Origin of the sequence: Fusobacterium massiliense (genome assembly GCF_900095705.1) — a bacterium.
GTDB classification, from domain to species: domain Bacteria; phylum Fusobacteriota; class Fusobacteriia; order Fusobacteriales; family Fusobacteriaceae; genus Fusobacterium; species Fusobacterium massiliense.
In genome coordinates this window covers 434,908-459,710 of the sequence record NZ_LT608327.1, presented here as the reverse complement: position 1 = coordinate 459,710, position 24,803 = coordinate 434,908, and the positions used below count along the sequence as shown (strand labels likewise).

General features: G+C 26.7%; 25 protein-coding genes. 12 read left to right on the top strand and 13 right to left on the bottom strand.

The features are described 5' to 3' along the window. Positions 1-12: 12 nt before the first annotated feature. The gene (miaB, locus tag BQ2505_RS06545) at positions 13-1,320 is read right to left on the bottom strand and encodes a tRNA (N6-isopentenyl adenosine(37)-C2)-methylthiotransferase MiaB (protein ID WP_074016968.1); all 1,308 of its coding nucleotides are present in this window, start codon (positions 1,318-1,320) and stop codon (positions 13-15) included. 334 nt (positions 1,321-1,654) lie between these two features. On the opposite strand from miaB, the gene BQ2505_RS06540 reads away from it, so the two are divergent. Next, positions 1,655-2,158, top strand: a complete 504-nt coding sequence (locus BQ2505_RS06540) for a flavodoxin (RefSeq protein WP_074016967.1) — start codon at positions 1,655-1,657, stop codon at positions 2,156-2,158. 157 nt (positions 2,159-2,315) lie between these two features. On the opposite strand, the gene BQ2505_RS06535 is transcribed toward BQ2505_RS06540, so the two are convergent. Beyond that, a complete protein-coding gene (locus BQ2505_RS06535) occupies positions 2,316-2,591 on the bottom strand; it encodes a Txe/YoeB family addiction module toxin (RefSeq protein ID WP_074016966.1) in 276 nt (91 codons plus the stop codon). Further along, positions 2,585-2,824, bottom strand: coding sequence for a type II toxin-antitoxin system Phd/YefM family antitoxin (locus tag BQ2505_RS06530; RefSeq protein ID WP_074016965.1), 240 nt, complete (start codon positions 2,822-2,824; stop codon positions 2,585-2,587). Before BQ2505_RS06530 ends, BQ2505_RS06535 begins: the two co-directional genes overlap by 7 nt. A 326-nt stretch (positions 2,825-3,150) precedes the next feature. Between BQ2505_RS06530 and BQ2505_RS06525 the strand changes: the two genes are divergently transcribed. Together BQ2505_RS06525 and BQ2505_RS06520 are read left to right on the top strand one after the other, a co-directional pair. Beyond that, positions 3,151-3,855, top strand: coding sequence for a tRNA threonylcarbamoyladenosine dehydratase (locus tag BQ2505_RS06525; RefSeq protein WP_074016964.1), 705 nt, complete (start codon positions 3,151-3,153; stop codon positions 3,853-3,855). A gap of 13 nt (positions 3,856-3,868) precedes the next feature. Beyond that, complete coding sequence (locus BQ2505_RS06520) at positions 3,869-4,372, top strand: flavodoxin (RefSeq protein WP_074016963.1); 504 nt, start codon at positions 3,869-3,871, stop codon at positions 4,370-4,372. 224 nt (positions 4,373-4,596) lie between these two features. On the opposite strand, the gene BQ2505_RS06515 is transcribed toward BQ2505_RS06520, so the two are convergent. Then, positions 4,597-6,279: a hypothetical protein gene (locus tag BQ2505_RS06515; RefSeq protein ID WP_074016962.1), complete on the bottom strand. Its 1,683-nt coding sequence runs from the start codon at positions 6,277-6,279 to the stop codon at positions 4,597-4,599. Between the two features lie 203 nt (positions 6,280-6,482). On the opposite strand from BQ2505_RS06515, the gene BQ2505_RS06510 reads away from it, so the two are divergent. From BQ2505_RS06510 to BQ2505_RS06490, 5 genes are all read left to right on the top strand, one after another. After that, positions 6,483-6,725: a type B 50S ribosomal protein L31 gene (locus BQ2505_RS06510; RefSeq protein ID WP_074016961.1), complete on the top strand. Its 243-nt coding sequence runs from the start codon at positions 6,483-6,485 to the stop codon at positions 6,723-6,725. Between the two features lie 193 nt (positions 6,726-6,918). After that, positions 6,919-7,542 (top strand): uracil phosphoribosyltransferase, encoded by a 624-nt coding sequence (gene upp, locus BQ2505_RS06505; RefSeq protein ID WP_074016960.1) that lies wholly within the window; start codon positions 6,919-6,921, stop codon positions 7,540-7,542. Between the two features lie 280 nt (positions 7,543-7,822). Next, positions 7,823-9,307 (top strand): cobyric acid synthase, encoded by a 1,485-nt coding sequence (locus BQ2505_RS06500; protein WP_074016959.1) that lies wholly within the window; start codon positions 7,823-7,825, stop codon positions 9,305-9,307. A gap of 66 nt (positions 9,308-9,373) precedes the next feature. After that, entirely contained in the window at positions 9,374-10,348 is a 975-nt protein-coding gene (gene cbiB / locus BQ2505_RS06495) for an adenosylcobinamide-phosphate synthase CbiB (protein ID WP_074016958.1), read from the top strand. Then, on the top strand, positions 10,345-11,427 hold the full coding sequence (locus BQ2505_RS06490; protein ID WP_074016957.1) for a pyridoxal phosphate-dependent aminotransferase: 1,083 nt from the start codon (positions 10,345-10,347) through the stop codon (positions 11,425-11,427). Before cbiB ends, BQ2505_RS06490 begins: the two co-directional genes overlap by 4 nt. Positions 11,428-11,678: 251 nt before the next feature. On the opposite strand, the gene BQ2505_RS06485 is transcribed toward BQ2505_RS06490, so the two are convergent. The 8 genes from BQ2505_RS06485 to BQ2505_RS06450 all read right to left on the bottom strand — a co-directional run bounded on the left by BQ2505_RS06485 (position 11,679) and on the right by BQ2505_RS06450 (position 18,267). Then, positions 11,679-12,470, bottom strand: coding sequence for a DUF4198 domain-containing protein (locus tag BQ2505_RS06485; RefSeq protein WP_074016956.1), 792 nt, complete (start codon positions 12,468-12,470; stop codon positions 11,679-11,681). Between the two features lie 83 nt (positions 12,471-12,553). Continuing rightward, a complete protein-coding gene (locus BQ2505_RS06480) occupies positions 12,554-12,973 on the bottom strand; it encodes a hypothetical protein (protein WP_074016955.1) in 420 nt (139 codons plus the stop codon). A gap of 322 nt (positions 12,974-13,295) precedes the next feature. After that, entirely contained in the window at positions 13,296-14,177 is an 882-nt protein-coding gene (locus BQ2505_RS06475; RefSeq protein ID WP_074016954.1) for a metal ABC transporter solute-binding protein, Zn/Mn family, read from the bottom strand. Between the two features lies 1 nt (position 14,178). Further along, positions 14,179-15,072, bottom strand: a complete 894-nt coding sequence (locus BQ2505_RS06470) for a metal ABC transporter permease (protein WP_074016953.1) — start codon at positions 15,070-15,072, stop codon at positions 14,179-14,181. Positions 15,073-15,080: 8 nt separating this feature from the next. Beyond that, positions 15,081-15,770 carry a metal ABC transporter ATP-binding protein gene (locus tag BQ2505_RS06465; RefSeq protein WP_074016952.1) on the bottom strand — a complete coding sequence of 230 codons (690 nt, stop codon included), beginning with the start codon at positions 15,768-15,770 and terminating at the stop codon, positions 15,081-15,083. Further along, entirely contained in the window at positions 15,770-16,678 is a 909-nt protein-coding gene (locus BQ2505_RS06460) for a metal ABC transporter solute-binding protein, Zn/Mn family (RefSeq protein WP_074016951.1), read from the bottom strand. The genes BQ2505_RS06465 and BQ2505_RS06460 overlap by 1 nt, the downstream gene beginning before the upstream one ends. A 69-nt stretch (positions 16,679-16,747) precedes the next feature. After that, a complete protein-coding gene (locus BQ2505_RS06455) occupies positions 16,748-17,662 on the bottom strand; it encodes a metal ABC transporter solute-binding protein, Zn/Mn family (protein ID WP_074016950.1) in 915 nt (304 codons plus the stop codon). A gap of 26 nt (positions 17,663-17,688) precedes the next feature. Further along, positions 17,689-18,267, bottom strand: a complete 579-nt coding sequence (locus tag BQ2505_RS06450) for a DUF6162 family protein (protein WP_074016949.1) — start codon at positions 18,265-18,267, stop codon at positions 17,689-17,691. Between the two features lie 374 nt (positions 18,268-18,641). On the opposite strand from BQ2505_RS06450, the gene BQ2505_RS06445 reads away from it, so the two are divergent. Then, positions 18,642-19,424 (top strand): formate/nitrite transporter family protein, encoded by a 783-nt coding sequence (locus tag BQ2505_RS06445; RefSeq protein ID WP_074016948.1) that lies wholly within the window; start codon positions 18,642-18,644, stop codon positions 19,422-19,424. Between the two features lie 213 nt (positions 19,425-19,637). Here the strand turns inward: BQ2505_RS06445 and BQ2505_RS06440 are convergent, their stop codons facing one another. Next, a complete protein-coding gene (locus tag BQ2505_RS06440; protein WP_074016947.1) occupies positions 19,638-21,071 on the bottom strand; it encodes an ABC transporter substrate-binding protein in 1,434 nt (477 codons plus the stop codon). A gap of 180 nt (positions 21,072-21,251) precedes the next feature. On the opposite strand from BQ2505_RS06440, the gene BQ2505_RS06435 reads away from it, so the two are divergent. The 3 genes from BQ2505_RS06435 to BQ2505_RS06425 all read left to right on the top strand — a co-directional run bounded on the left by BQ2505_RS06435 (position 21,252) and on the right by BQ2505_RS06425 (position 24,795). Then, positions 21,252-22,541, top strand: a complete 1,290-nt coding sequence (locus BQ2505_RS06435; RefSeq protein WP_143403595.1) for an FTR1 family iron permease — start codon at positions 21,252-21,254, stop codon at positions 22,539-22,541. Positions 22,542-22,589: 48 nt separating this feature from the next. After that, a complete protein-coding gene (locus BQ2505_RS06430; protein ID WP_074016945.1) occupies positions 22,590-23,252 on the top strand; it encodes an iron transporter in 663 nt (220 codons plus the stop codon). 199 nt (positions 23,253-23,451) lie between these two features. Next, positions 23,452-24,795: an MATE family efflux transporter gene (locus tag BQ2505_RS06425; RefSeq protein WP_074016944.1), complete on the top strand. Its 1,344-nt coding sequence runs from the start codon at positions 23,452-23,454 to the stop codon at positions 24,793-24,795. The last annotated feature ends 8 nt before the right edge of the window (positions 24,796-24,803 follow it).

Here is a 24,803-nt window from a genome sequence, read left to right as displayed (position 1 = left end):
TAGTTTTTAATTTTATACTATGTCTCCGTATAGAGTCCAAGTTTTACACTCATTTATTTTTACATTGACAAAAGTTCCCTTTAATCCAAGCTCCCCTTTAAACAATACTATTTTATTAGTTGAAGTTCTTCCTGATAAAACTTCTTTATTTTTTTTACTTGGACCTTCAACTAAAACTCTAACGGTTGTTCCCATATATTTTTTGCTTTCGTTATATGAGCACTCATTTTGAACTTCCATTAATCTTTGTAATCTCTCTTTTTTTGTATTATCATCTATTTGATTATCCATTGTTGCAGCTTTAGTTCCTTGTCTTATTGAGTACATAAACATATAAGAATTATCAAAACTAACTTTTTTTACTACATCAATAGTATCTAAGAAATCTTCTTCTGTTTCTCCAGGAAAACCAACTATTATATCTGCAGTTAAAGCAACATTAGGAATTCTATCTTTAATTTTTTCAACTAAATTTAAATATTTTTCTTTAGTGTATCCCCTAGCCATTTTTTTCAATATTTGAGTAGAACCAGATTGCAATGGAAGATGTAAACACTTAGATATTTTATCATTTTTAGCTATAACATCTATAACATCGTCAGTAAAATCCCTTGGATGTGGAGATACAAATCTAACGATAAATTCTCCTTCAACTTTACAAATTTCATCTAATAACTTAGCAAAAGAATCTCCATTTTTAAAGTCTTTTCCATATGAATTTACATTTTGACCTAGTAAAACTATTTCTTTAGCTCCTTTTTTTACATATTGCTCGACATCACGAACAATTTCTTCTAGAGGAACAGATCTCTCACGCCCTCTAACATAAGGAACTATACAAAAAGTACAGAAGTTGTTACAGCCATATGTTATAGATATAGATGCTGTTTGATCAGAACCAAAATCTGCATCTAATCTTGGAGGTAATTCATCTTCGTTATCTGTGTATATTTCGTGAGAACTTTCATTATTTTCTATTTTTTCAATTGCTTGAGGGATTCTACCTATATTTTGGTTTCCCATTACAATATCTATTATTGGAAATTTTTTTATTAATTCTTCACCTTGTTCTTGAGCAAAGCAACCTGTAATTCCAATAATTGTTCCTTTTTTTTCTTTTAAAGCCTTTAACTCTCCTAATTTACCAAATATTTGAGTAGCTGCTCCTTCTCTGACTGTACAAGTATTTAAAAACACTGCGTCAGAATCATCTATTTCATCAGTAACAATGTAACCTAAGTTTTGAAATATTTTTTTTATTTTAGCACTTTCATTTACATTCATCTGACATCCATAAGTAATAATTGATGCCTTTTTCACAATTTCCCCCTAATTAATTTATGTATAAATAAAGTCTCTCGACAGCCGTATGAGTTCTACTAGCTCAATAAACATAGGCTCTTCGAACTAATACGGACGTCAGAGACTAATTTTCATTATTTAATTTTATACTTTCCTATAGAGTAAATAACGTCACATTATAACATGAAGTCTTATAAAATCAAATTTTTATTAGAATTTAACATTTATATAGACTAAAAAAAATAGAAAAAAGTTTAAAAATTAAATATTTTTTTATTTTTTTTGAAAGTACTTGACAATAATTAGCTAAAATTATAAAATTAAGTAATAACATTTTAAGGAGGTATTTTTAATGAAGACAGTTGGTATCTTTTTTGGAACTACAGGAGGAAAAACACAAGAAGTTGTAGATATTATAGCTTCTCAATTAGGAGATGCACAAGTATTTGATGTAGCTAACGGTGTTGATGAAATAGAAATGTTCGACAACATTATATTAGCTTCTCCAACTTATGGAATGGGAGAATTACAAGATGATTGGGCTTCTGTTATAGATGAAGTTGCAGACATGGATTTCTCTGGAAAAGTTGTAGCATTTGTTGGTGTAGGAGATGCTGCAATATTTGGAGGTAACTATGTAGAATCAATGAAACACTTCTATGATGCTGTAGAACCTAAAGGAGCAAAAATAGTAGGATTTACTTCTACTGATGGATATGATTTCGAAGCTTCTGAAGCAGTTATTGATGGAGATAAATTTATGGGATTAGCTATAGATGCTTCATTCGATACAGATGAAATTACTTCTAAAGTTGAAGATTGGTTAGAAAATAAAGTAAAAGACGAATTATTATAATTAACTAAATAACTGAAAAAGGCTAGTATAAATTACTAGCCTTTTTTTCTATAGGAAAGTATAAAAGTAAAAATTAGTCTCTGACATTTGTATTAGCTGGAAGAGACTTTCAAGAAAATAAAAATATCCAGTATTCATATAATAGAGTTTCTCTTTTTTAAAAGTCATAATGCGTCCACATACTAATTATATTTATTCTCTTTTCTTCTTCAATAACTTCATATACAAGTCTGTGTTGATGATTTATTCTTCGTGAATAATAGCCCTTTAGATTTCCAACTAATGCCTCATAAGACGGAGGGACTTTAAAGGGATCTTGCTTTATAAGATTAATTAATTTCTCAACATTAGTTTTTAGTGCTGGATATTGTTTAATCTTTTCTTTATCTTTATTTGCTTTTTTTAATATGAAAACCTTATATTCTTCTACCATTCAAATTCCTCGTAATCTTCTTTAGTAGCATTTAATGCTTCTTCAAATCTTTTTTTCATACTAGGAATAGAAGTTAGATATAAAGTTTCAAGCAAACCATTATATTCAACTTCACTTATCATAATAACATTTCCTTTTTTTGTATTAATATTAACAATGTCATTATATTCTATTGTTGAATCCAAGTAAGAAAATAGATTTTTTCTTAAATTTGTGGCATTTATATTTGTCATAGATAATCTCCTCCTTTAATACGTACATTATAGAGTACTTATTTAAAAAAGTCAATTATTCAAATAAAAATTCTACTATTAAATTTTGATTGTTTATTTATTTTTATTTAGATATAAAATAATTAAAAAACATGATAAATGAAAATTAGTCTCTGATGTCTGTATTAGTTTGAAGAGACTTTTTTATTGAGATTGTAGAACTCATATGGCTATCGAGAGACTTTGTTCATACAAAAAAACAAAATATAAAATCTGACTTTCTGAGTTTACAATTTTTTAAATATGTGATATTATTTATTATTATAGTAAGGAATTAAGGAGATGACATGTTTTCTCAAAGAACAGAGCTTTTAATAGGCTCAGAAAATCTAGAAATTTTAAAAAATGCTAATGTTATTATTTTTGGTCTTGGAGGAGTTGGAGGTACTGCTTTTGAAGCATTGGTCAGAGCAGGTATTGGAAATTTATCAATAGTTGATTTTGACAATGTAGATGTGACTAACCTTAATAGACAAATCATTACAACTCGTGATGCGATAGGTCTTCCTAAGGTAGAAGTTGCAAAAAATAGAGCACTTTCAATAAGTGAAGATATAAATTTAACTGTGTATCATGAAAAGTTTTTAAAAGATAATTCAGATTTATTTTTTAAAGATAAAAAATACGATTATATTATAGATGCTATTGACTTAGTTACTCCGAAACTTGACTTAATTGAATTGGCTAATAATTTAGGCATACCTATAATATCATCTATGGGTACTGGAAATAAATTGAATCCGTCATCTTTTGAAGTAGCTGATATTAAGAATACATCTGTTTGTCCTTTAGCTAAAATTGTTAGAAAAGAATTAAGAGCTAGAGGAATTAAAAAACTAAAGGTTGTATATTCTAAGGAGTTACCAAAAAAACCTTTAAACACTACTGGAAGTCGTGAAAAAAATAAAAATGTTGGAAGCATTTCTTTTGTTCCACCAGTTGTTGGATATATATTGGCTGGGGAAGTTATAAAAGATATTTGTAAACTTTAATGGAGGAATTTATATGAAAACGATAGGAATTTTTTATGCAACACTTACAAAAACTACAACTGGAGTTGTTGATGAGATTGAATTTTTTTTAAGAAAAGATGATTTTAAGACATTTAATGTAAAAAGTGCTATAAAAGAAATTGAAAATTTTCAAAATCTTATATTAGTAACTCCTACTTATCAAGTTGGAGAAGCTCATGCAGCATGGATGAACAACTTAAAAAAATTAGAAGAAATTGATTTTACTGGAAAAGTTATAGGACTTGTTGGTTTAGGAAATCAATTTGCTTTTGGTGAATCTTTTTGTGGAGGTATAAAATATCTATATGATATAGTAAAAAGAAAAGGTGGAAAAGTTGTAGGATTTACAAGTGTTGATGGATATCATTTTGAAGAAACAGAAATTATTGAAAATGGAAAATTCATTGGACTTGCTCTTGATGAAGAAAATCAAGCAGATTTAACACCAAAAAGAATTGAAGATTGGATAAATGAAGTAAAAAAAGAATTTGTATAATAAAAAATTATATTTACAAATAAAAACCCTTGATATTTGTATGTTTATCATAAGAATATTAAGGGTTTTTATTATTCTATAAGAAAGTATAAAAATAAATATAAAAAAATAGTCTCTTGATAGCCGTATGAGTTCTACGAGCTCAATGAACACAGGCTCTTCGAACTAATACGGACGTCAGAGACTTTTTTATTTTATAGGAAAGTATAAATTTAATATAAAAATTAGTCTCCGACATCTAAATCTTTATTTTCATCATTTTTTATATATTCTTTAGCATAAAGGTAATAGCTTTCTAAATCAAAGTCATCATAATCTAAAAACTTTTCTAAATTATCATCAAAAGTTTTTAATTTGTAATAAGGACTATCAAGTTCTCCAAAAGCAAAATTACTTTTATATTTTAAACTTTCAGTTTCATCATTGGAAAGTTTCTTAAAATCAATAGGTTTAAATACTCCAGTTTTTGAATAGTAAACTCTGTATTTTTTTCCGGAAGATAAAGTTTTTGAATTTAAAATTTTTCCTTTTTCAGAGCATTTAAATACTTGAGAACTAGCAGTGTAGTACATAAAAAAATAGTCAGGATTATTTTTATAAATATCTTTTATAGCTTTTTTTATATCTAATTTTTCTAAATAGTGAAGTTTCAAAACTTCTGCTAACCACTTATGGTCTTTAGGATTTATAGTAATATCATAGTTAAATTTTTTACTAAAGTATAATTGATTATCGTATTCATATATAAAATTTTTCTTATGATCATTTAGTCTAAGAAACTTTTGTGGAAAAATAATATTAAAGTCAATACCTAATAAATTAAAATACGAAGCAATAATAGAAGAAAGTCTTTCATTATTATCTGAAAATTCAATAAAAATTTTATTTTTATTGAATTTTAGTAATTTAGCATTATTTCTTTCAATAAATAAATCAATTTTTTTTAAGAAAATAGTTTTTATTTTTTTAAAATAAAGAGCGTCAGTTTTCTTTAAAACACTTACTTCTGATGTGGTTATAATTTCAAAAATATCGGATAAATATTTTTCATCTAAAGAAGCAATTTTCTCATAGTTCAAAACTTTTAATCTAAGTTTTTTAACTTCATAAAGTTTTTTAATTATTTTATAAAAATAAGTATTTTCAAGTTCAAATATACAAACTTTAGAACTCTTAACATTATCAAAGTAAGTTTTTATATTATCATATTTATTATATTTTAAATATGAAGGAGAATTTTTTTTCTTAAAATTTTTGTTATTATTTTTTGTTAAAAATATTACAATTAGCTCATTAATAGTGTATTTTAAATATTTAAAAAGCTCACTGTTATCAATTTTTTCTTTTCTTAAAATCTTTTTTATAATATTCTCTTTTTCAGATATAAGATCCCTATTCTTTATCATATGAATAAATAGCTTTTCTGTGACAAGTACGTCATTAGTGCAATAATCAATAATTGTTTGAGTTTTTTTTCTATCAACTGGAAATTCAAAGTTTTCTTTAGGTTCCACAATAGCTTCCCCAATATTAAAACTAAATCCTTTAATTCCAACAGTACAGTCATATTCTCTATAAATATCAAATGAAAAAAATCTTTTTGTAGTAGGAACAAGAATATTTTTATTAATATTTTTTATGTTATTATGAATTTCTTTCATAGAAATTTTATTTATATTTTTAAATGTGAATAAATAATTCAAAACTTTATCATCAAAACTATTTCCAGCATAGGAAATTAATAGTGAATTTTTTAAAAGTTCAAATATCTCATTTTTTTTACTATGAAAGTTAGAGCTATCTAATACAAAAATATTATTTTTTTCAAATTCTTTTATGACTACACAAAAATAATTCGGATAAATTTCTATATCAAAAATAAATTTTTTCATATTTTCTAAAGACATTTTATAACTAGTCTCCTTATCTTTTATTTTTATTTTAACATATTTTTTTAATTTTTTATATATAAATGAAATAATATCTTGATAGAAAAAAGTAAGATTTTAAATTATGAAATTGTATAAAATCTAAAAATTAGCTATTGCAATATAGAACTTTATATGGTATGATTATTGAGATATCAGATAAATTTTAGGAAGGTGATAAAATGAAAAAAGGAATACATCCTGAATTCAAAGAAGTTGTTTTTGAAGATATGGCTGGGCATCAATTTTTGACTAGATCTACAAAAGTCCCTGCTGAAACAACAACATTCGAAGGGAAAGAATACCCTGTAATAAAAGTAGCTGTTAGCTCAAAATCTCATCCATTCTATACTGGAGAACAAAGATTTGTTGATACAGCTGGAAGAGTTGACAAATTTAATAAAAAATTCAACTTGGGAAAATAATACTTTAGAAAAACGGGATTTTTATCCTGTTTTTTTATGGGTTTTTATTATACACGAAAGTATAAAATTAAAAGTAAAATTAGACCTTGATGATCGTATTAGTTTGAAGAGTTTTTGTTTATTGAGCTCATAAAACTTATATTGCTATCAATGGACTTTATTTAGAAAAAATATTAAAACGGAGGTATTAAAAATGGCAGTAATCGAAGTAAATCACCCTTTAATAGAACATAAAATGACTATACTTAGAAGTGTTGACACTGATACAAAATCATTCAGAGAAAATTTAAATGAAATTGCAAAACTTATGACTTATGAGGCAACTAAAAATTTAAAATTAGAAACTACAGAAGTTACTACTCCATTAATGAAGACAACAGCATATACTCTACAAGATAAAGTTGCTATTGTTCCTATATTAAGAGCAGGGCTTGGAATGACAGCTGGAATATTAGATTTAATTCCAACTGCAAAAGTAGGTCATATTGGAGTATATAGAAATGAAGAAACTTTAGAACCAGTTTACTACTATTGTAAATTACCTACAGATATAGCTAACAGAAAAGTAATCGTTGTTGATCCTATGCTTGCAACAGGAGGATCTGCTGTTTATGCAATAGATTATTTAAAATCTCAAGGGGTTACTGATATAGTATTTATGTGTTTAGTATCTGCTCCAGATGGAATAGCAAGATTATTAAATAAACATCCAGATGTTCCTATTTATACAGCTAAAATAGACCAAGGATTAAATGAACAAGGTTATATTTATCCAGGTCTAGGAGATTGTGGAGATAGAATTTTTGGAACTAAATAGTATAAAATTCTTAAATATATTTTAAAATAAGGGATTCAAATATACTACTATTGATAGAATAGAATATTTGAGTCCCATTTTTAATTCTATTGGAAAGTACAAAATTAGTCTCTTGACAGCCGTATGAGTTCTACGAGCTCAATAAATACAGGCTCTTCGAACTAATACGGACGTCAGAGACTTTATTTAATATTAATTTGCAATATTTATTAATTTTACAGTATAATATATAAAGTTAATAAAAATAATTTTATATATTATATTTAATGGAGTGAAAATAATGAATAATAAAAATATAATGGTTGTTGGTACATCATCAGGAGCAGGGAAAAGTTTATTTGTAACAGCTTTGTGCAGAATTTTTTATAAAGATGGATATAAAGTTTCTCCTTTTAAGTCACAAAATATGGCACTTAATTCATATATTACAAAAGATGGTAAGGAAATGGGAAGAGCACAGGTTGTTCAAGCTGAAGCAAGTGGTTTAGAACCTGATGTTAATATGAATCCTATTCTTTTGAAACCTTCTACAATGAATAAAATACAAATAATTGTAAATGGAAAATCTATAGGAAATATGTCTGGAGTTGAATATAACCAATATAAAAAAAATTTAATTCCAATTTTAAAAGAAACTTATGAGAAAATAGATAGTAAAAATGATATAGTTGTAATTGAAGGAGCAGGAAGCCCAGCAGAAATAAACATAAAAGAAGAGGATATTTCGAATTTTGCTATGGCAAGAATAGCTGATGCACCTGTAATTTTAGTTGCAGATATAGATAGAGGAGGAGTTTTTGCTTCGATTTATGGAACAATTATGCTTTTAAAAGAGGAAGATAGAAAAAGAGTTAAAGGGATAGTTATAAATAAATTTAGAGGTAATAAGGAAGTTTTAAAACCAGGCTTTGAAATAATAGAGAAATTAACAGGAATTAAAACTTTAGGAGTTATTCCTTATGCAGACATAGATATAGAAGATGAAGATAGTCTTACAGAAAAATATAAAAGTTTTAAGTTAAATAAAAATTCTAATAAAATAAAAATTTCTGTAATAAAGTTAAAACATATCTCAAATGTTACGGATATTGATGCTCTATCAATTTTTGAAGATGTTGAAATACAATTTGTAAAAGAAAGAAGTCAAATAGGAAATGAAGATTTATTAATAATACCAGGTTCTAAAAATACCATAGATGATTTAAAATGGCTTAAAGAAAGTGGAATTGCAGAAGAAATAATAAAAAGAGCTAGAACTGAAACTATTATTTTTGGTATTTGTGGGGGTTTTCAAATTCTAGGAAATAAAGTTAAAGATCCTCATCATATTGAGGGAGATATAGAAGAATTAAATGGTTTAGGACTTTTAGATTTAGAAACTATTATGGAAAATGAAAAAACTATGGTTCAATATCAAGGGAAATTAGTTGTTAATAATGGATTTCTAAAAAAATTAAATACTTTAGATATAAAGGGCTATGAAATTCACCAAGGTATTACAGAAGGAAATGAAAAAAATTTAACTACCGATGATAGAACTATTTTTGTAAATAGAGATAATATTATTGCAACTTATTTACATGGAATTTTTGATAATAAAGAATTTACAGATACTCTTTTAAATGAAATTAGAAGAAGAAAAGGTTTGAATGAGATTAATAATAATATTTCTTATGAAGAGTATAAGTTAAAAGAATTTGATAAATTAGAAAAATTAGTTAGAGAATCTGTTGATATAGATGAAATATATAAGATACTTGATTAAAATAAAAGTCGATGAGAAGTGTTATAAATAAAAAATAAATTTAGTAATTTTTAAATGGAGAAAAAAATGTTTGAATACTTTACAATAAAATTTGGTATAGCTTATATTATAGATTTGATATTAGGTGATCCAAGATGGCTATATCATCCTGTTATAATAATAGGAAAATTAATAAGTTTTTTAGAAAAAATTTTGTATAAATTTAAAAATAAGATATTTACAGGAGCTATCTTAAATATTTTAACTTTAGGAATAACTTTTTTTGTATCATTATTATTAGCAAGACTAGGATATATTATAGAAATAATATTTATATGGACAACACTTGCAACTAAAAGTTTAGCTGATGAAGGGAAAAAAGTTTATAATATTTTAAAGTCAGGGGATATTGAAAAGGCTAAAAAAGAGTTATCGTATCTTGTTAGTAGAGATACAAATACTTTATCGTTAGATAAAATTATTATGAGTGTAGTTGAAACAATAGCAGAAAATACAGTGGATGGTTTTGCTTCTCCTGCATTTTATGCTTTTATTGGAAGTTTTTTTTCAATTTCAATATTTGGAAAAGATGTTTCTCTTGCCTTACCTTTTGCTATGACATATAAGGCAATAAATACTTTAGATTCTATGGTTGGGTATAAAAATGAAAGATATATAGATTTTGGAAAAGTTTCTGCAAGAGTAGATGATGTTGCAAACTTTATTCCAGCAAGACTTACAGGTTTAATATTTATACCTTTAGCAAGTTTTATATTAGGATATAATTTTAAAAACTCTTTAAAAATATTTTTTAGAGACAGAAATAAACATTCAAGTCCAAACTCAGGTCAGAGTGAATCAGCTTATGCAGGTGCTTTAGGAATACAATTTGGAGGAAAAATTAGTTATTTTGGTAAAGATTATGAAAAACCAACTATAGGGGATAAAACTAAAGAATTTGAATATGAAGATATAAAAAAAGCAGTCAATATCTTATATGTTGTATCTTTCATAGCAACTATAACATTTATATTAATTAATATTATTGGAGTAATAAAATGAGTAAAGATTTACATGGAGGAAATATTTATAAGTTTCAGAGAGAAGGAAAAAGCAATATTTTAGATTATAGTTCTAATATTAACCCTTTGGGAGTACCACAAAAATTTATAGATATAGCAAAAGAAAGTTTTAATAATTTAGTAAACTATCCGGATCCTTATTATATTGAGTTAAGAGAAAAAATAGCTAAATTTAATTCAATAAAATCAGATGATATTATCGTCGGGAATGGAGCAACTGAAATACTTTTTTTGTATATGAGAGCTTTAAAGCCTAAAAAAGTATTAATACTAGCACCTTGTTTTGCAGAATATGAAAGAGCTTTAAAGTCGATTGAGGCCAAAATAGAATATTTTAAATTAGAAGAAAAAGATAATTTTTATCCTAATATTTTAAATTTAAAAAAAGAGATAGAAGATAATAATTATGATTTATTACTATTTTGTAATCCTAATAATCCAACTGGTCAATTCATAAAATTGGAAGATATAGAAAAAATTATTGAAAGTTGTAATAAAAAAGATACAAAAATCTTTGTTGATGAGGCTTTTATTGAATTTGTAGAAGATTGGAAAAATAAAACGGTTTGTTTGTTGAAAAATAAAAATATTTTTATAATGAGAGCATTTACAAAATTTTTTGCTATACCAGGCCTGAGATTAGGTTATGGAATAATTTTTGATGATGATTTAAAAGAGCGAATGTTGGAAGAGAAAGAGCCATGGTCAGTTAATACATTTGCTAATTTAGCAGGTCTTGTTATGTTAGATGATAAAGAATATATAGATAAATCTGAAAGATGGATATTGGAAGAAAAAAAATTTTTATATAATGAATTATCAAAAGTAGAAAATATTAAAGTTTTTAAAGGAGAATGCAATTTTCTTTTAATTAAACTTTTCACTTTTAAATCAAATGAATTTAGAGAAAAAATGATAGAGAATAATATTTTAGTGAGAGATGCTGCAAATTTTAAATTTCTAAATGAAAGCTATATAAGAGTCGCAGTAAAAGATAGAAATTCAAATTTAAAAATGTTAGAATCATTTAAATCTGTTATAGATTTAAATAACAAGTAAATAAAATCTTCAAAACTTAAATAAAAAAGTCTCTTGACAGCCGTATGAGTTTTACGAGTTTAATGAACACAGGCTCTTCGAACTAATATGGACGTCAGAGACTAATTTTCAGTATTTAATTCTAGACTTTCCTATAGAGCAAAAAAAGTCCCTAATGCTTACATGAGTTCTCAAAAGTATTTTTTAAAATTGAGAAACTTATATGACTTTAGGGACTTATTTTATTCTGTTTTATAAATTTAATTTACAAATTAGTTAAATTGTACAACTAATGAAGAGTCATGAACAACTTTATTTACTCTATCCATAGAAGCAACGGCTCTGATTACCCATTGTCCACTTCTAGATGGAACAAAAGCAAATACTCCATTATCATCAGTAAATACTCTTAAACTTGTTTTAGGAGCTTCTGGATTAGCTTTCCAAGTGTTGTTAGTCATATCTAATTTACCATTTATAAAGTCAACATCTATTCTTGCATTCTTTATAGGATTTCCATCTTTATCTACAAATTTTGCTCTGAAAACATTTTCTTTCCAAGCATTAACTGGATTAACTAAAGGAACGATTTCATTGTATCCTGGAGCTACTCTTTGGTTGTAGTCAGATCCAGCATTATCTTTAGTTACAATAAGTTTTTCAGTTGGATTGAACATAAATCCAGAGTCTTTTGTATTTCCGCTATCCATGAAAAATACCCAGCTTCCTCCACCTTTTAATCCATCTTCCATAGTGAAAGTTGCATCAAAAGCCACATGTTCTGAATTAGCTTTTATACTTCCAGGTTTTACTTTTGAAGTTAAATCTGTTTTTACTCCATCATGCACAACAAAAAATGCTTTTGGTAGAGTAGTTTTTCCATCTACAGTTCCTATACTAATTGGTTCTGCTTCTGGACCTTCTGCTGGGTGTCCCAACGTAGCTTTCATTTTAACTTCTTTTTGTCCAGTTACATCTAAGTTAGATGTATAAAGAAAATGATCGTGAGCAAATAAATTCGCTGCTAATAAAATACTACCAATTAAAACTAAACTTTTTTTCATATTGATACCTCCGTATTATATTTTAACTATTTATAATAGTTATTAACTTTTATTTAGTATCATTTCCAACCTTTTTATAATTTTTATTTTTCCATCATTAAGTCTTTCCAATCTCCAAAATTATATCCTGATACAGCTTTATTCCATTTTTCTTTTTCAGCATCAGTTAAAGCAGGACCTTTTTTTCCAATAACATGACCTTCACCGGCATTAAAATATACTTCATACTTATCTGTTGCAGGTTTAGGGAAAGTAATACTGTTGTCAGAACCTAATTTTCCTTTGTATATAATCTCTTTACCTTTAAATGTATCTTCTGGTCCATTGTAAGGTTTATCTTTTACAACTATTATTTCAACACCTTCAGCTGGAGCACCATTAGAAAATCCACCTTCAACATAAACAGTTCCATCTCCGTTATCATCAACAGAAATTATTGGAGCATGTGCAAAAGCAAGTGAAGACATTAATAGTCCCATAATAAGTATCATTCTTTTTTTCATAAAATCCTCCTTGTAATATATAAAAAAATTTAATTTATTAATTAAAAATAGTTCGTTATAACCAGATTTTTTAACGATTAAAAATCAAGAGTTCGCTACAAATTTGGCAAAACTCCCTAACTTGCTAACAAGTTAGCTCAGACACGCCAAGATTTGTTCGGCTCACTCTATTTGATTTTTAATCTAAAATCTGGAAAAATAACTCACTTATTTTTTAAATTTCCAAAAGATAGCCCCGATGTCCGTATTAGTTCGAAGAGCCTGTGTTTATTGAGCTCGTAGAACTCATACGGCTATCAGGGGCTATGATAAGGCTGACAAATTAAAATTTAGATAATGCATCTAATAAATTATCAGTATTTTCTTTATAAACTTTTAATAATGCTTCAGGATCCATTTTTCCATCTTTATCAACTGGAATATCTAATGTATTTATAATTACAAATTCTCCACCAGCATTTTTAAGAGCTTTTATAACATTTTTCTTTAACCATCTATCTGAAACTATAACCTTTATACCTTTTTCTGTAACTATTTTTTCAATATTTTCAGCAGTTATATCATCATAATTAAGATAGTCTGCATAAATATTTAAATCGTTTAGAAAATATTGTAAATTTTCACTAAGAGAAATAACTTCAGAATTATTTATTGAAAGTAATCTTTCATTGACATTATTTTCAAGTTTTAATAAATCATTTGTAAAGTTATTTACATTTTTTTCTATTTGAGCTTTATTTTTAGGATATAATCTTTCAAGGTCTCTAGCAACAATATTAGCCATTCTAACTAAATTTTTTGTACCAGTCCAAATATATGGATTTACACTACCATTAGAATAGTCATTTAAGAATACATTAGTCATTTTTTCATCATAAGGGTGACTAGCATCAATTTCTAAAATTCCTAATTTTGTCATTCTAGCTTTTCCATAGATAACATCTTCAGGCCAAATCTTAGCAATATCAACAACGGCTTGAGCCTTATTTGCAACAGATATATCGAAATCTTCTTCTCTTATAGAATCCTTAGACATAGTCATAGAAATATCAGAAGAGAATACTGAGTGAACTTTTATATCAGTTCCTTTAGTTAAATAACTAGTTAATGAATACAAAGGTTGTATAGATGTAATAACAATATTTTCAGCAAAAGCTAATGTTGAAAACATTGCTAACATAATAGCAAATAATATTTTTTTCATTTTATTCTCCTTCAGCAAATTTTTTAAATATCATTTTAATAACAACAGTTACTACGAATATAGCAGATGATATTAAAATTATAGCTCCACCAGATGGGATAGATATATCAAAATGTATTGGTAAATACACACCTAATAAACAACTAACTAAAGCAAAAAATATACTGTAATAGACAAATCCTTTTATAGATTTTGATAGATTCTTAGCAGCAGCAGCAGGTATAAGTAAAAGAGCTTCCACCAAAATAGAACCTATTATTTTTACAGAAGCAATAGTAATAATAGTTACTATTATTATAAAAATATACTCTATTAATTTAACATTAACCCCTCTTACAATAGCTAAGCTAGGGTTAAAACTTGCTAGTAACATTTTGTTTAAATAAGGTACTAGCACAAATAAAATTATAATAGCAGAAACAACTAAAATATAAATATCTATATCACTAACTGTTAAGATAGAACCAAACAATATACTTTCAAGAGCATGTGAGTTTACTTTAGCTGATACATAAATAAGTAGAGAACCTCCTAAAGCAATAGACATTGCTAGAAAGACTCCTATCAAGGTATCCGAAGCCATTTTAGTTCTATTTTTAGTATAATTAATAATTAATCCAAATAATATACAATAAGTAAATAAAGATATATAAGGTGCTGAAAAAGGTTCCCCCAATAAAACACCTATTGCTATCCCAGTCATAGCAGCATGACCAACTGCTTCTGAAAAGAAAGCCATCTTTTTAGTAACAACCATAGTTCCTATTCCACCAAGTATAGGTCCAATTAATAAAGCACAAATCATTGCGTTAATAACAAATCCATACTTAAAAGAGGAAGGAATATCTCCTTTTTCTGCTAAACTTATTAAAAAAATTCTAAAATTTTCTAGCATAATTTCTCCTATTCAAAAATTCTCATTATTTTATCTTCTTTTAACTCTTCTTTTGGATCTCCACTAAAAATAACTTCTTTTTTTATACAAGTTACAGTATCGGCAAGTTCTCTAACTTGTGCCAGATTGTGATGTATCCAAAGAATTGTGATTCCTTCTTCTTTTAATTCTTTTATAATATTTTTAAAATAGTCCTCACCGATTTTATCTATTCCAGTTAGAGGTTCATCTAATATTAAAAGATTAGGTTTTGGGAAAAGAGCTTGAGCTAATAACACTCTTTGTCTTTCACCCCCAGATAGATTTCCTAGTAATCTCTTCTTTTTTTCAAACACGTTTAACTTTCTTAGCAAATTATCAACTTCATCTTTATATTTTTTTGAAATTCCCATAAAACAAGGTCTTGTTTGATATGTCATTGCCATAAAGTCTTCAACTGTAATAGGTAAAGTTCTTTCAAAGTCTAAAACTTGAGGGACATAACCAATAATTTTATCTTCCTCATAATTCATTTTAATAGATCCTGAAAAAGGCATTTGTCCTAAAACACATCTTAAAAAAGAAGTCTTTCCTCCACCGTTAGGACCAACCAAACAATGGATTTCACCAGATTTTACAGTTAAATTAATATTTCTTAAAATTTCACTTCCCGATAAAATAAGATTTAAATCTTTTATTTGTATTTCAATTCCATTCATTATTTATTTCCTCTTTTTTTAGCAACATCTTTTATAGCTTTAACAACTTCGTCTAAGTCTATTTTTATAAATTTTTCAAAGCCATTTGCTTCGTAAGGGCCATTTGTCATATGAGATAAAGATCTTACTTCAACACCAGTTTCTTTATGAATAGTTTCAACAAATTTATTGTTAAAGTTCTTTTCTCCAAATATAATATCAATTTTTTCTTTTTTTATAATTTTAATTATTTTTTCTAAATCTGCAGCACTTGGTTGAGCACCATGTGATGGTTCTATAACAGCTTTAACGTCGATACCGAATTCAGATAATAAGTAGTCATATCCACCATGTAAAGTTGCAACTCTTATATCAACATTTCCTAAATTTTTAATTTCATTTAGGGCATCAGATTTTAATTTTCTTAACTTTTTAGCATAATCTCTTGCATTTTTTAAATAAAAATCTTTATTAGCAGAATCGATATTACCCAATTCCTTTGCAATGTTATATACTTGTTGAATAGAAGTAGTTACAGAAATAAAAGTATGAGGGTTCATAACTTTTTCTCCTCTTATAGAACCAGCGATTGGCATAAGAGAAACATTCTTATTTGCATATAAAACTTTAATATCTTTTTTTCTATCAGCAGCATTTAAAATATCAAAAATAAATTCATCATGTCCTATACCATTTACAACTAATACATCTAGATTATTAATTCTTTTAATATCTTCAGGTTTTGGTTGATAACTGTGAGAATCATATAAATCTAATCTTACTACTGGGATAACTTCAGCTTTATCTTTTACAACATTTTCAACAAAACTATAATAAGGTTGTAAAGTAACACCTATTTTTAATTTATCTTTTGCAAAAGAAGTAAAACTAAATAAAATCATAAGAAATGCCATTATTTTTTTAAACATTTTATCCTCCTAATTTTGTTTTTCATTTTGTTTTATAAGTAGAAAATACTACTTGTAATTATTATTAATTTAATTAAAATTTTTACTTTTTTTATTCTGTATATCTCTTATAGCTTTAACAACTTCATCTAAATCGATTTTTATAAATTTTTCAAAGCTGTCAGCAGTATACTTACCTGTTGTTAGATGTTCTAATTTTCTAACTTCAATTCCTGTTTCATTATGTAAAATTTTAGTATATTCATCACTATAAGTTTTTTCTCCAAAAATGATATCAATTTTATCTTTTTTAATTTTTTCAATCATCTTTTGTAGAGCTGCCATGTTTACTTGAGAACCATGAGTTGGCTCTATAACAGCTTTAACATCAATACCAAATTCAGATAACAAATAGTTATATCCACCTAAAAAAGTTGCAATTCTAACTTCTTCTCCATTTATATTTTGGACTTCTTTTAAAGCATCTGTTTTTAGTTTTCTTAATTTTTTAACATAATCTCTTGAGTTTTTTTGATAGAAATCTTTATTTTTAGGATCTAATCTCATCAACTCTCTTGTAATGTTATGTATTTGCTGAATAGAAGCGGTAATTGAGATAAAAGTATGAGAATCCATAATCTTTTCATCGTTCAATGTTCCTGCAATTGGCATAAGAGCTACATCTTTATTAGCATTTATAACAACTATTTTTCTTTTTGTATCAATGGCATTCAAAATCTTAAATATAAATTCATCATGACCTATGCCATTTACAACAATAACATCTAAAGTAGATGCTCTTTGAATATCTTCTACTTTAGGTTGATATGTGTGAGAATCAAAAGATTCTGCTTTTACAACTGGAATAACTTCAGCTCTATCTTTTACTATATTTTTAACAAAACTATAATAGGGCAATAAAGTAATTCCAATTTTTAATTTTTCTTGTGAATAGGAAAAACTACTAAATAATATGAATAGAAAAGAAATTAATATTTTTTTCATTTTAACCTCCTAATATCATTTTCATACTATTCTTTACCAACAAACTTTTGTCTTTCATCTCCTCCTGTATAAGGAATAACCTTTTTTGCAAGACTTTCATATTTTTCAAAATTTGTTTCTAATTTCTCAAGACTAACTTTTTCATGAAGGTAAAAAACATCACTGTTTTCAGGATTTTCATTTAACTTAATTATGAAAATTCCCACTTTATTACTACCTACTCCAAGTAAAAAAGTTTCTCCGTCGTGCTTTAATTCTTTCCACTCTACAGCTCCTCTTTGTTCCCAAGTGAGATCTTTGTAATAAGGTGGAATTTCTTCTTCTATTAAAGTTTTTAAAGTTGGAAGTTCTCCACTTTCTTCTTTTAACTGTGACATATCAGTTAAAGAGTTTTTAATATCAGAATAAAGACCTAATTCAATACTGTTTAAAGTATCAAAAGAAATTATTTCTCCTTCTTTCAAATCAATTTTAAATTCATCTTTATGTGTTAATTTCAAAGAAATACCAGCAATTAAAAGTAGAATAAAAAAAGTCAAAATAAGAAATAGATTTTCTTTTTTTGAGCTAAGTGGTTTAACAATATGTGTATTAATTTTTATCACCTCTTTCTTTTGTAAGTTAAATTTTTCGATGTTCACGAATTTGATTGTTTTATAAGTATAGCATATTTTTAATAAAAGTAAAAGAAATTTTGAATTAAAAAATAAAATAAAAAATAGAAAAATAAACTTTAAATATTTTTTTATTTGCTTAACAAATAAAAATTAAAAGAATATTGTTTCAAATGCCTTCAATAATTTTATTTAAAATATCTGAGTTAGATGAGTTAAAAAATAGACTATTTAGATTAATATGTACTTTTTTCTGGAATTTAATTTTTAAATTTATTTTTTCTAGTAAAATAAAAAAAGTGTTTTTCAAAATAAAAAAAATTTAGTATAATAATCAATATAAAATTTTGAAAGAGAGGGAAAAAATGAGTGTACATCACAAAACACCAAGTGAGTTAGTAGATTTTTTACTGACGGTAGCTGAAGAAAAGGGAAAAAAAGAGTGCTTTAAACTAGCAATTTTAGGATTATTTGCTGGAGCACTTATAGCATTAGGAGGAGTTGCAAACATAGTATCAAGTTCCACTTTATTGAAAAGTGACCCAGGAGCTGCAAAAGTTCTAGGAGCATCGGTGTTCCCTGTAGGACTTATTTTAGTTGTAACTTTAGGAACAGAATTATTTACAGGAAATGTGTTGATGGGGGTAGGTTTTGTAAATAAAAATATCAACCTAAAATCATTACTTCGTAATTGGGTAATTGTCTATATTTTTAACTATGTTGGTAGTGTCATAATTGCTTATATAACAGCAAAAACAGGAGCATTCAACCCAGATTCACAAGCTTTTGTAGATGCTATGGCTCATGGTAAAATAGAAGCATCAGCTTATGTTCTTTTCTTAAAAGGAATACTATGCAATGTTTTAGTTTGTTCGGCAGTAATTTTAGCTTATATGTCAAGAGATACTATTGGGAAATTAGTAGGTGCATGGTTACCAATTATGCTTTTTGTTTTAATTGGTTATGATCACTCGGTTGCAAATATGTTCTATTTAAATGTAGCTAAAATGTTTAATCCTACAATAACATATGCAGGTATTTTTTATAATTTATTTTATGTAACTCTTGGAAATATAGTTGGAGGGTTATTTATTGGTTTATCATTATATGTTTGTTATTATAAAAAAGAAAATAAACTTGAAAAATAAAATTATATAAATAAAGTAAAGCCCTAATACCAGTATTAATTTCAAAAGCTTAATAAAAGCTCTAAATTAATACGAATATTAGAGCTATTTTTATTGTATAAGAAAGTATAAATTTAAATATTAAAATTAGTCTCTTGACAGCCGTATGAGTTCTACGAGCTCAATGAACACAGGCTCTTCGAACTAATACGGACGTCAGAGACTTTGTTTATTTCAATCAATATTTATATATTTAAAATAAATATCTCCATTAGGACTTACGAGTAATCCTCTAACATTTGAGTGTAATAATATTGTTTCATTTTTTTGTAAAATGGGTATAACCGGTAAATCATTTAAAAAATCATTTTCATTTTCAATTCTTAAATTAAATTTTTTATTTAAATAATAATAAAAATCTTCCTTCTTATTTGTTCCAACAAGGTAATCCTTTATATCAAAAGTAATTTCATCATTTTTTGCATTAGATGTAACTTTTATAGGAAATTTAAAAGAACTAATCCATTCTTTTACAGTAGATAAAAGTATTCTTTTTTCTATTTTATTATTTTCATTAAAATGAGCAACAAACACTAGATCTTCTATTTTAAAATTGTTTATATTTTTAATTTTTTCAAATTTTTCCTTTGCATCACTTAAAACTGAAGAACTAGGATGAGGATGCTCAAAAATAGCAGGAGAATTATTTTTTAAAATAGAGTCCCCTATAAATTCAGGGTCAGTAACATCATACATAAGTTTTCTAATTTCTTTCTTACTAAAGATTTTCTCATTTTTTATATTTGGCATACTAATGTATAGATATCTCATAATAGGAACAACAATTTTTTCCGGAAGAGAATTAACTTGATTTAATCTATCAAAAGGGATACTGTAAAAAGGAGCTCCAAAAAAATCAATTTCATTACGTGAAAACATTTCATATGCCATTATTTCGTCTTCAACTAAATTTATTACAATTTCTTTTAATCTGGTGTTTACATTATCCCAGTATTGATTGTTTTTCTCTAAAATAATTTGTTCGTTAGAAAAATCTTTTATCTTAAAAGGACCGTTTACAACAAGTTCAGTTGGAAGTAAATTTTTGTTTCTATCATAGATAGGATAAAATATAGGATTACTTACCCATTCATCAAAATTATCAACACTTTTATTTAAGATAACTTTTAAAATATTTCCATCTGCTTTTATCCCAAGAGTAGAAATATTGGTATTTTTATTATGAAAATCTTCAGCACCTTTTATAACAAACATTCTGTAAATTTCATCAGAACTATTTTCTTTTGTTAAGGTATCTATCCAACTTTTAGCAAAAGTATCTGCTGAAATTTTTTCTCCGTTAGACCATTTCAAATCATCTCTTAGATAAAAAGTCCATTCTTTGAAATCAGGAGAATGCTCTATTTTATTTACACTAACCATTCTAATGCCATTATTTTTTAATTCAGTTAAACCTTCCCAAAGTTGAGATATTAGTGCTCTTTCATTAGAAGAGTAATTATTTATCTGTAAAGTATAATCATTTTTAGGCATAACTGTGTAGAGAATTTGTTTGTTTTCTAAATTTGAATTTTCATCATTTTTTTTTGAACATGATAAGAAAAATAATGAAATTATAATTAGAATATAAAAATTTATTTTTTTCATTTTTCACCTCTTAATAGATATTAATTTAAACTTATTTTAACATATTTTAATACAAAAATAAATATTTTGTATATAAAACATATTGACAGTTTAAACTAATTGATATATCATAGTAAGAAATGAATGCATAAGTAATAAATACTTTATTAGAGGTGAGTAAATGTGAAGAAATTTTTAAAAATGTCATTTGTTTTCGGGATTATATTTTCTTTATTAGTTTCATTTTCATCGCTTAATGTTGAAGCAGCTCAAAAGAAAAAATATGATACTTGGCAAGATGTAGCCAAAGATATGAATGTTGAATTTCAAGCTGCTAAAAAAGCAATTGAAACTGGGAATAATGATGAAGCATATGATGCAATGAACAGAGCTTATTTTGGTTATTATGAAGTACAAGGTTTCGAGAAAAATGTTATGGTAAATATAGCAGCAAAAAGAGTTAATGAAATTGAAGCTACATTTCGTAGAATTAAGCATGTACTAAAAGGAAATCTTCAAGGAAATGTCAAAGAACTTGATGATGAAATTGATTTATTAGCTGTTAAAGTTTATAGAGATGCTATGGTGTTGGACGGAGCTGTAGCAAAAGATTCTCCAGATTCAGTTGGAGAAATATTATTTAAAGGTGGCTCTGTGGTAACTGGAGATGAAACAACAATAAAACTAAAATCTTTTGGAGCTTCTTTTGGTCTACTTTTGAGAGAAGGATTAGAAGCTATATTAGTAGTAGTTGCTATTATTGCGTACTTAGTAAAAACAGGAAATGAAAAGTTGTGCAAACAAGTGTATTATGGAATGGGAGCAGGAGTTATAGGTTCATTCATATTAGCATTTTTAATAGATATTCTACTTGGTGGAGTAGGACAAGAAATGATGGAAGGGATAACAATGTTTCTAGCTGTTGCTGTCTTATTCTGGGTAAGTAACTGGATTTTATCTCGTTCTGAAGAAGAAGCATGGTCAAGATATATAAAATCTCAAGTTCAAAAATCAATAGACCAAAACAGTGGGAGAGCTTTAATTTTTTCGGCTTTTTTAGCTGTTTTAAGAGAAGGGGCAGAATTAGTACTGTTCTATAAAGCTATGTTAACTGGAGGTCAAACTAATAAGATGTTTGCTTTTTATGGATTTTTAGTAGGAACTGTAGTTTTGATAGCAATTTATGTTATATTTAGATATACTACAGTTAGATTACCATTAAAACCATTTTTTAAATTTACAAGTATCTTATTATTCTTGTTATGTATTTCGTTTATGGGAAAAGGTGTTGTTGAACTTACTGAAGCAGGAGTTATATCAGGAAGTACAACTATACCAGCAATGAATGGATATCAAAATACATGGCTTAATATATATGATAGAGCTGAAACATTAATACCACAAATTATGTTGGTAATTGCTTCTTGCTGGATGTTGCTAAATAATTCGTTAAAAGAAAAAAAAGCTAAAAAAGAAGCAGAAAATAACTAGTTTACAAAGTTTTTTATATTTTATTATAAATTTAGGGAGGTATTTTTTATGAAAAATTTAAAATTTTTATTAGCAGCATTGCTTGCATTGGGGCTTGTTGCATGTGGAGAAAAGAAAGAAGAGGCAGCAGCACCTGCAGAACAACCAGCAGCTGAAGCTCAAGCAGCACCTGCTGAAAAACCAGGAGAATCTGGATTTGCTGAAACACCTATTGGTGAAGAAAAAGTAGTTGGACCTTATCAAGTAGCAGCTGTATATTTCCAAGCAGTTGATATGATACCTGAAGGAAAACAACCTTCAGCAGCTGAATCTGATATGCACTTAGAAGCAGATATTCACTTATTACCAGAAGCTGCAGTTAAATATGGATTTGGAGAAGGACAAGATATATGGCCAGCTTATTTAACAGTAAATTATAAAGTATTATCTGAAGATGGAAAAACTGAAATAACTTCAGGAACTTTTATGCCAATGAATGCTGATGATGGAGCACACTATGGAATCAATGTTAAAAAAGGATTAATCCCAGTTGGAAAATATAAATTACAACTTGAAATTAAAGCACCTACTGATTACTTATTACATGTGGACTCAGAAACTGGAGTACCAGCAGCTAGAGATAATGGAAAAGAAGCAGCAGAAGAATTTTTCAAAACTCAAAATGTTGAATTTGATTGGATTTATACTGGAGAACAATTACAAAATAAATAGTAGTTTTTTTCCTTTGTTTCAAATTTAAAATTCGAAATATAGTATTTAATTATATTAGAAATATAATATTAAGAAAGTCAATTATAGGATTCTATTAAAAATCTATAATTGGCTTTTTTTATTTGTAAGGAAAGTATAAATTTTATTTCTTTTATGATATAATAAAATACTAATATTTAAAGGAAAAAAGGTATAATTTATGATAAAAGAATTAATAAAAAATAATAATGAAGTTATAAAAAAAATATTTAAAATTGCAATTCCATCTGTATTAGATTTATTGGCACAGACATTAATAGCTACAACAGATATGATAATGGTTGGAAGTTTGGGAGCCACTGCTATAAGTTCTGTCGGAGTTGGTTCAGCTGCTATGTATGCTTTAATACCAGCTTTAATATCAGTTACAACTGGGACAGCAGCTCTTTTAAGCAGAGCATATGGAGCGAAAAATCAAGAAGAAGGAAAAAAGGCTTTTGCACAAAGTTTTTATATTGCATTGCCTTTAGGAATATTTTTGATGCTTTTATTTTTACTTTTCTCAGAACAGATAATAAATTTAATAGGAAACACTAAAGATATGAATTTGAAAGAAGCTATAATATATCAAAATATTACTGCTTTAAGTTTTCCATTTTTAACAGTCGGTATAGTAACATTTTATGCTTTTAGAGCTTTGGGACAAAATAAAATTCCGATGATGGGGAATACATTGGCTTTATTAGTAAATTTAGTATGTAATTATCTATTCATTTACATATTTAAATGGGGAGTATTTGGAGCAGCCTTGGGAACTACTTTTGCAAGATTATCTGTTTTAATTTTGAGTGTATATTTGATTTTTATTAATAAAAATCAGTGGATATCTTTAGATATAAAGAAAATGAAATTTGATTATCATTTATCAAAAAGAATTTTAAAGGTAGCTATACCAGCAGCAATAGAACAATTAGGCTTAAGATTTGGAATGCTTATATTTGAAATGATGGTTATATCACTAGGAAATTTGAGTTATGCAGCTCACAAGATTGCTTTAGTTGGAGAAAGTTTTTCTTTCAACTTAGGATTTGCTTTTTCTTTTGCAGCTACTGCATTAGTAGGGCAAGAACTGGGGAAAAATTCTCCCAAACAGGCTTTAAAAAAAGGTTATATATGTACGATAATAGCTGTTATAGTGATGTCAACTATGGGAATAATATTTTTAGTGGCTCCAAATTTATTAGTTTCTTTATTTTCAAAAGATGAGAATGTAGTTGCATTATCAATTGTTGCTTTAAGACTTGTATCTATATGTCAACCATTTTCTGCTATGTCATTAGTTTTAAGTGGGGCATTAAGAGGAGCAGGAGATACAAAGTCTGTATTATTTATAACTTTTGTAGGAATATTTTTGGTAAGAATACCAACGACATATTTATTTTTGTATGTTTTAAAACTAGGATTGTCTGGAGCTTGGATTGTAATGACGATAGATTTATTTGTAAGAAGTTTAGCATTGCTTTATGTATTTAAAAGAGGTAAATGGAAATATTTAACTGTTTAATTTTATTA

Coding starts and splice junctions, on each gene's coding strand:
- BQ2505_RS06540 (WP_074016967.1), top strand. CDS start 1,655: ATGAAGACAGTTGGTATCTTTTTTGGAACTACAGGAGGAAAAACACAA.
- BQ2505_RS06535 (WP_074016966.1), bottom strand. CDS start 2,591: ATGGTAGAAGAATATAAGGTTTTCATATTAAAAAAAGCAAATAAAGAT.
- BQ2505_RS06530 (WP_074016965.1), bottom strand. CDS start 2,824: ATGACAAATATAAATGCCACAAATTTAAGAAAAAATCTATTTTCTTAC.
- BQ2505_RS06525 (WP_074016964.1), top strand. CDS start 3,151: ATGTTTTCTCAAAGAACAGAGCTTTTAATAGGCTCAGAAAATCTAGAA.
- BQ2505_RS06520 (WP_074016963.1), top strand. CDS start 3,869: ATGAAAACGATAGGAATTTTTTATGCAACACTTACAAAAACTACAACT.
- BQ2505_RS06515 (WP_074016962.1), bottom strand. CDS start 6,279: ATGTCTTTAGAAAATATGAAAAAATTTATTTTTGATATAGAAATTTAT.
- BQ2505_RS06510 (WP_074016961.1), top strand. CDS start 6,483: ATGAAAAAAGGAATACATCCTGAATTCAAAGAAGTTGTTTTTGAAGAT.
- upp (WP_074016960.1), top strand. CDS start 6,919: ATGGCAGTAATCGAAGTAAATCACCCTTTAATAGAACATAAAATGACT.
- BQ2505_RS06500 (WP_074016959.1), top strand. CDS start 7,823: ATGAATAATAAAAATATAATGGTTGTTGGTACATCATCAGGAGCAGGG.
- cbiB (WP_074016958.1), top strand. CDS start 9,374: ATGTTTGAATACTTTACAATAAAATTTGGTATAGCTTATATTATAGAT.
- BQ2505_RS06490 (WP_074016957.1), top strand. CDS start 10,345: ATGAGTAAAGATTTACATGGAGGAAATATTTATAAGTTTCAGAGAGAA.
- BQ2505_RS06485 (WP_074016956.1), bottom strand. CDS start 12,470: ATGAAAAAAAGTTTAGTTTTAATTGGTAGTATTTTATTAGCAGCGAAT.
- BQ2505_RS06480 (WP_074016955.1), bottom strand. CDS start 12,973: ATGAAAAAAAGAATGATACTTATTATGGGACTATTAATGTCTTCACTT.
- BQ2505_RS06475 (WP_074016954.1), bottom strand. CDS start 14,177: ATGAAAAAAATATTATTTGCTATTATGTTAGCAATGTTTTCAACATTA.
- BQ2505_RS06470 (WP_074016953.1), bottom strand. CDS start 15,072: ATGCTAGAAAATTTTAGAATTTTTTTAATAAGTTTAGCAGAAAAAGGA.
- BQ2505_RS06465 (WP_074016952.1), bottom strand. CDS start 15,770: ATGAATGGAATTGAAATACAAATAAAAGATTTAAATCTTATTTTATCG.
- BQ2505_RS06460 (WP_074016951.1), bottom strand. CDS start 16,678: ATGTTTAAAAAAATAATGGCATTTCTTATGATTTTATTTAGTTTTACT.
- BQ2505_RS06455 (WP_074016950.1), bottom strand. CDS start 17,662: ATGAAAAAAATATTAATTTCTTTTCTATTCATATTATTTAGTAGTTTT.
- BQ2505_RS06445 (WP_074016948.1), top strand. CDS start 18,642: ATGAGTGTACATCACAAAACACCAAGTGAGTTAGTAGATTTTTTACTG.
- BQ2505_RS06440 (WP_074016947.1), bottom strand. CDS start 21,071: ATGAAAAAAATAAATTTTTATATTCTAATTATAATTTCATTATTTTTC.
- BQ2505_RS06435 (WP_143403595.1), top strand. CDS start 21,252: ATGTCATTTGTTTTCGGGATTATATTTTCTTTATTAGTTTCATTTTCA.
- BQ2505_RS06430 (WP_074016945.1), top strand. CDS start 22,590: ATGAAAAATTTAAAATTTTTATTAGCAGCATTGCTTGCATTGGGGCTT.
- BQ2505_RS06425 (WP_074016944.1), top strand. CDS start 23,452: ATGATAAAAGAATTAATAAAAAATAATAATGAAGTTATAAAAAAAATA.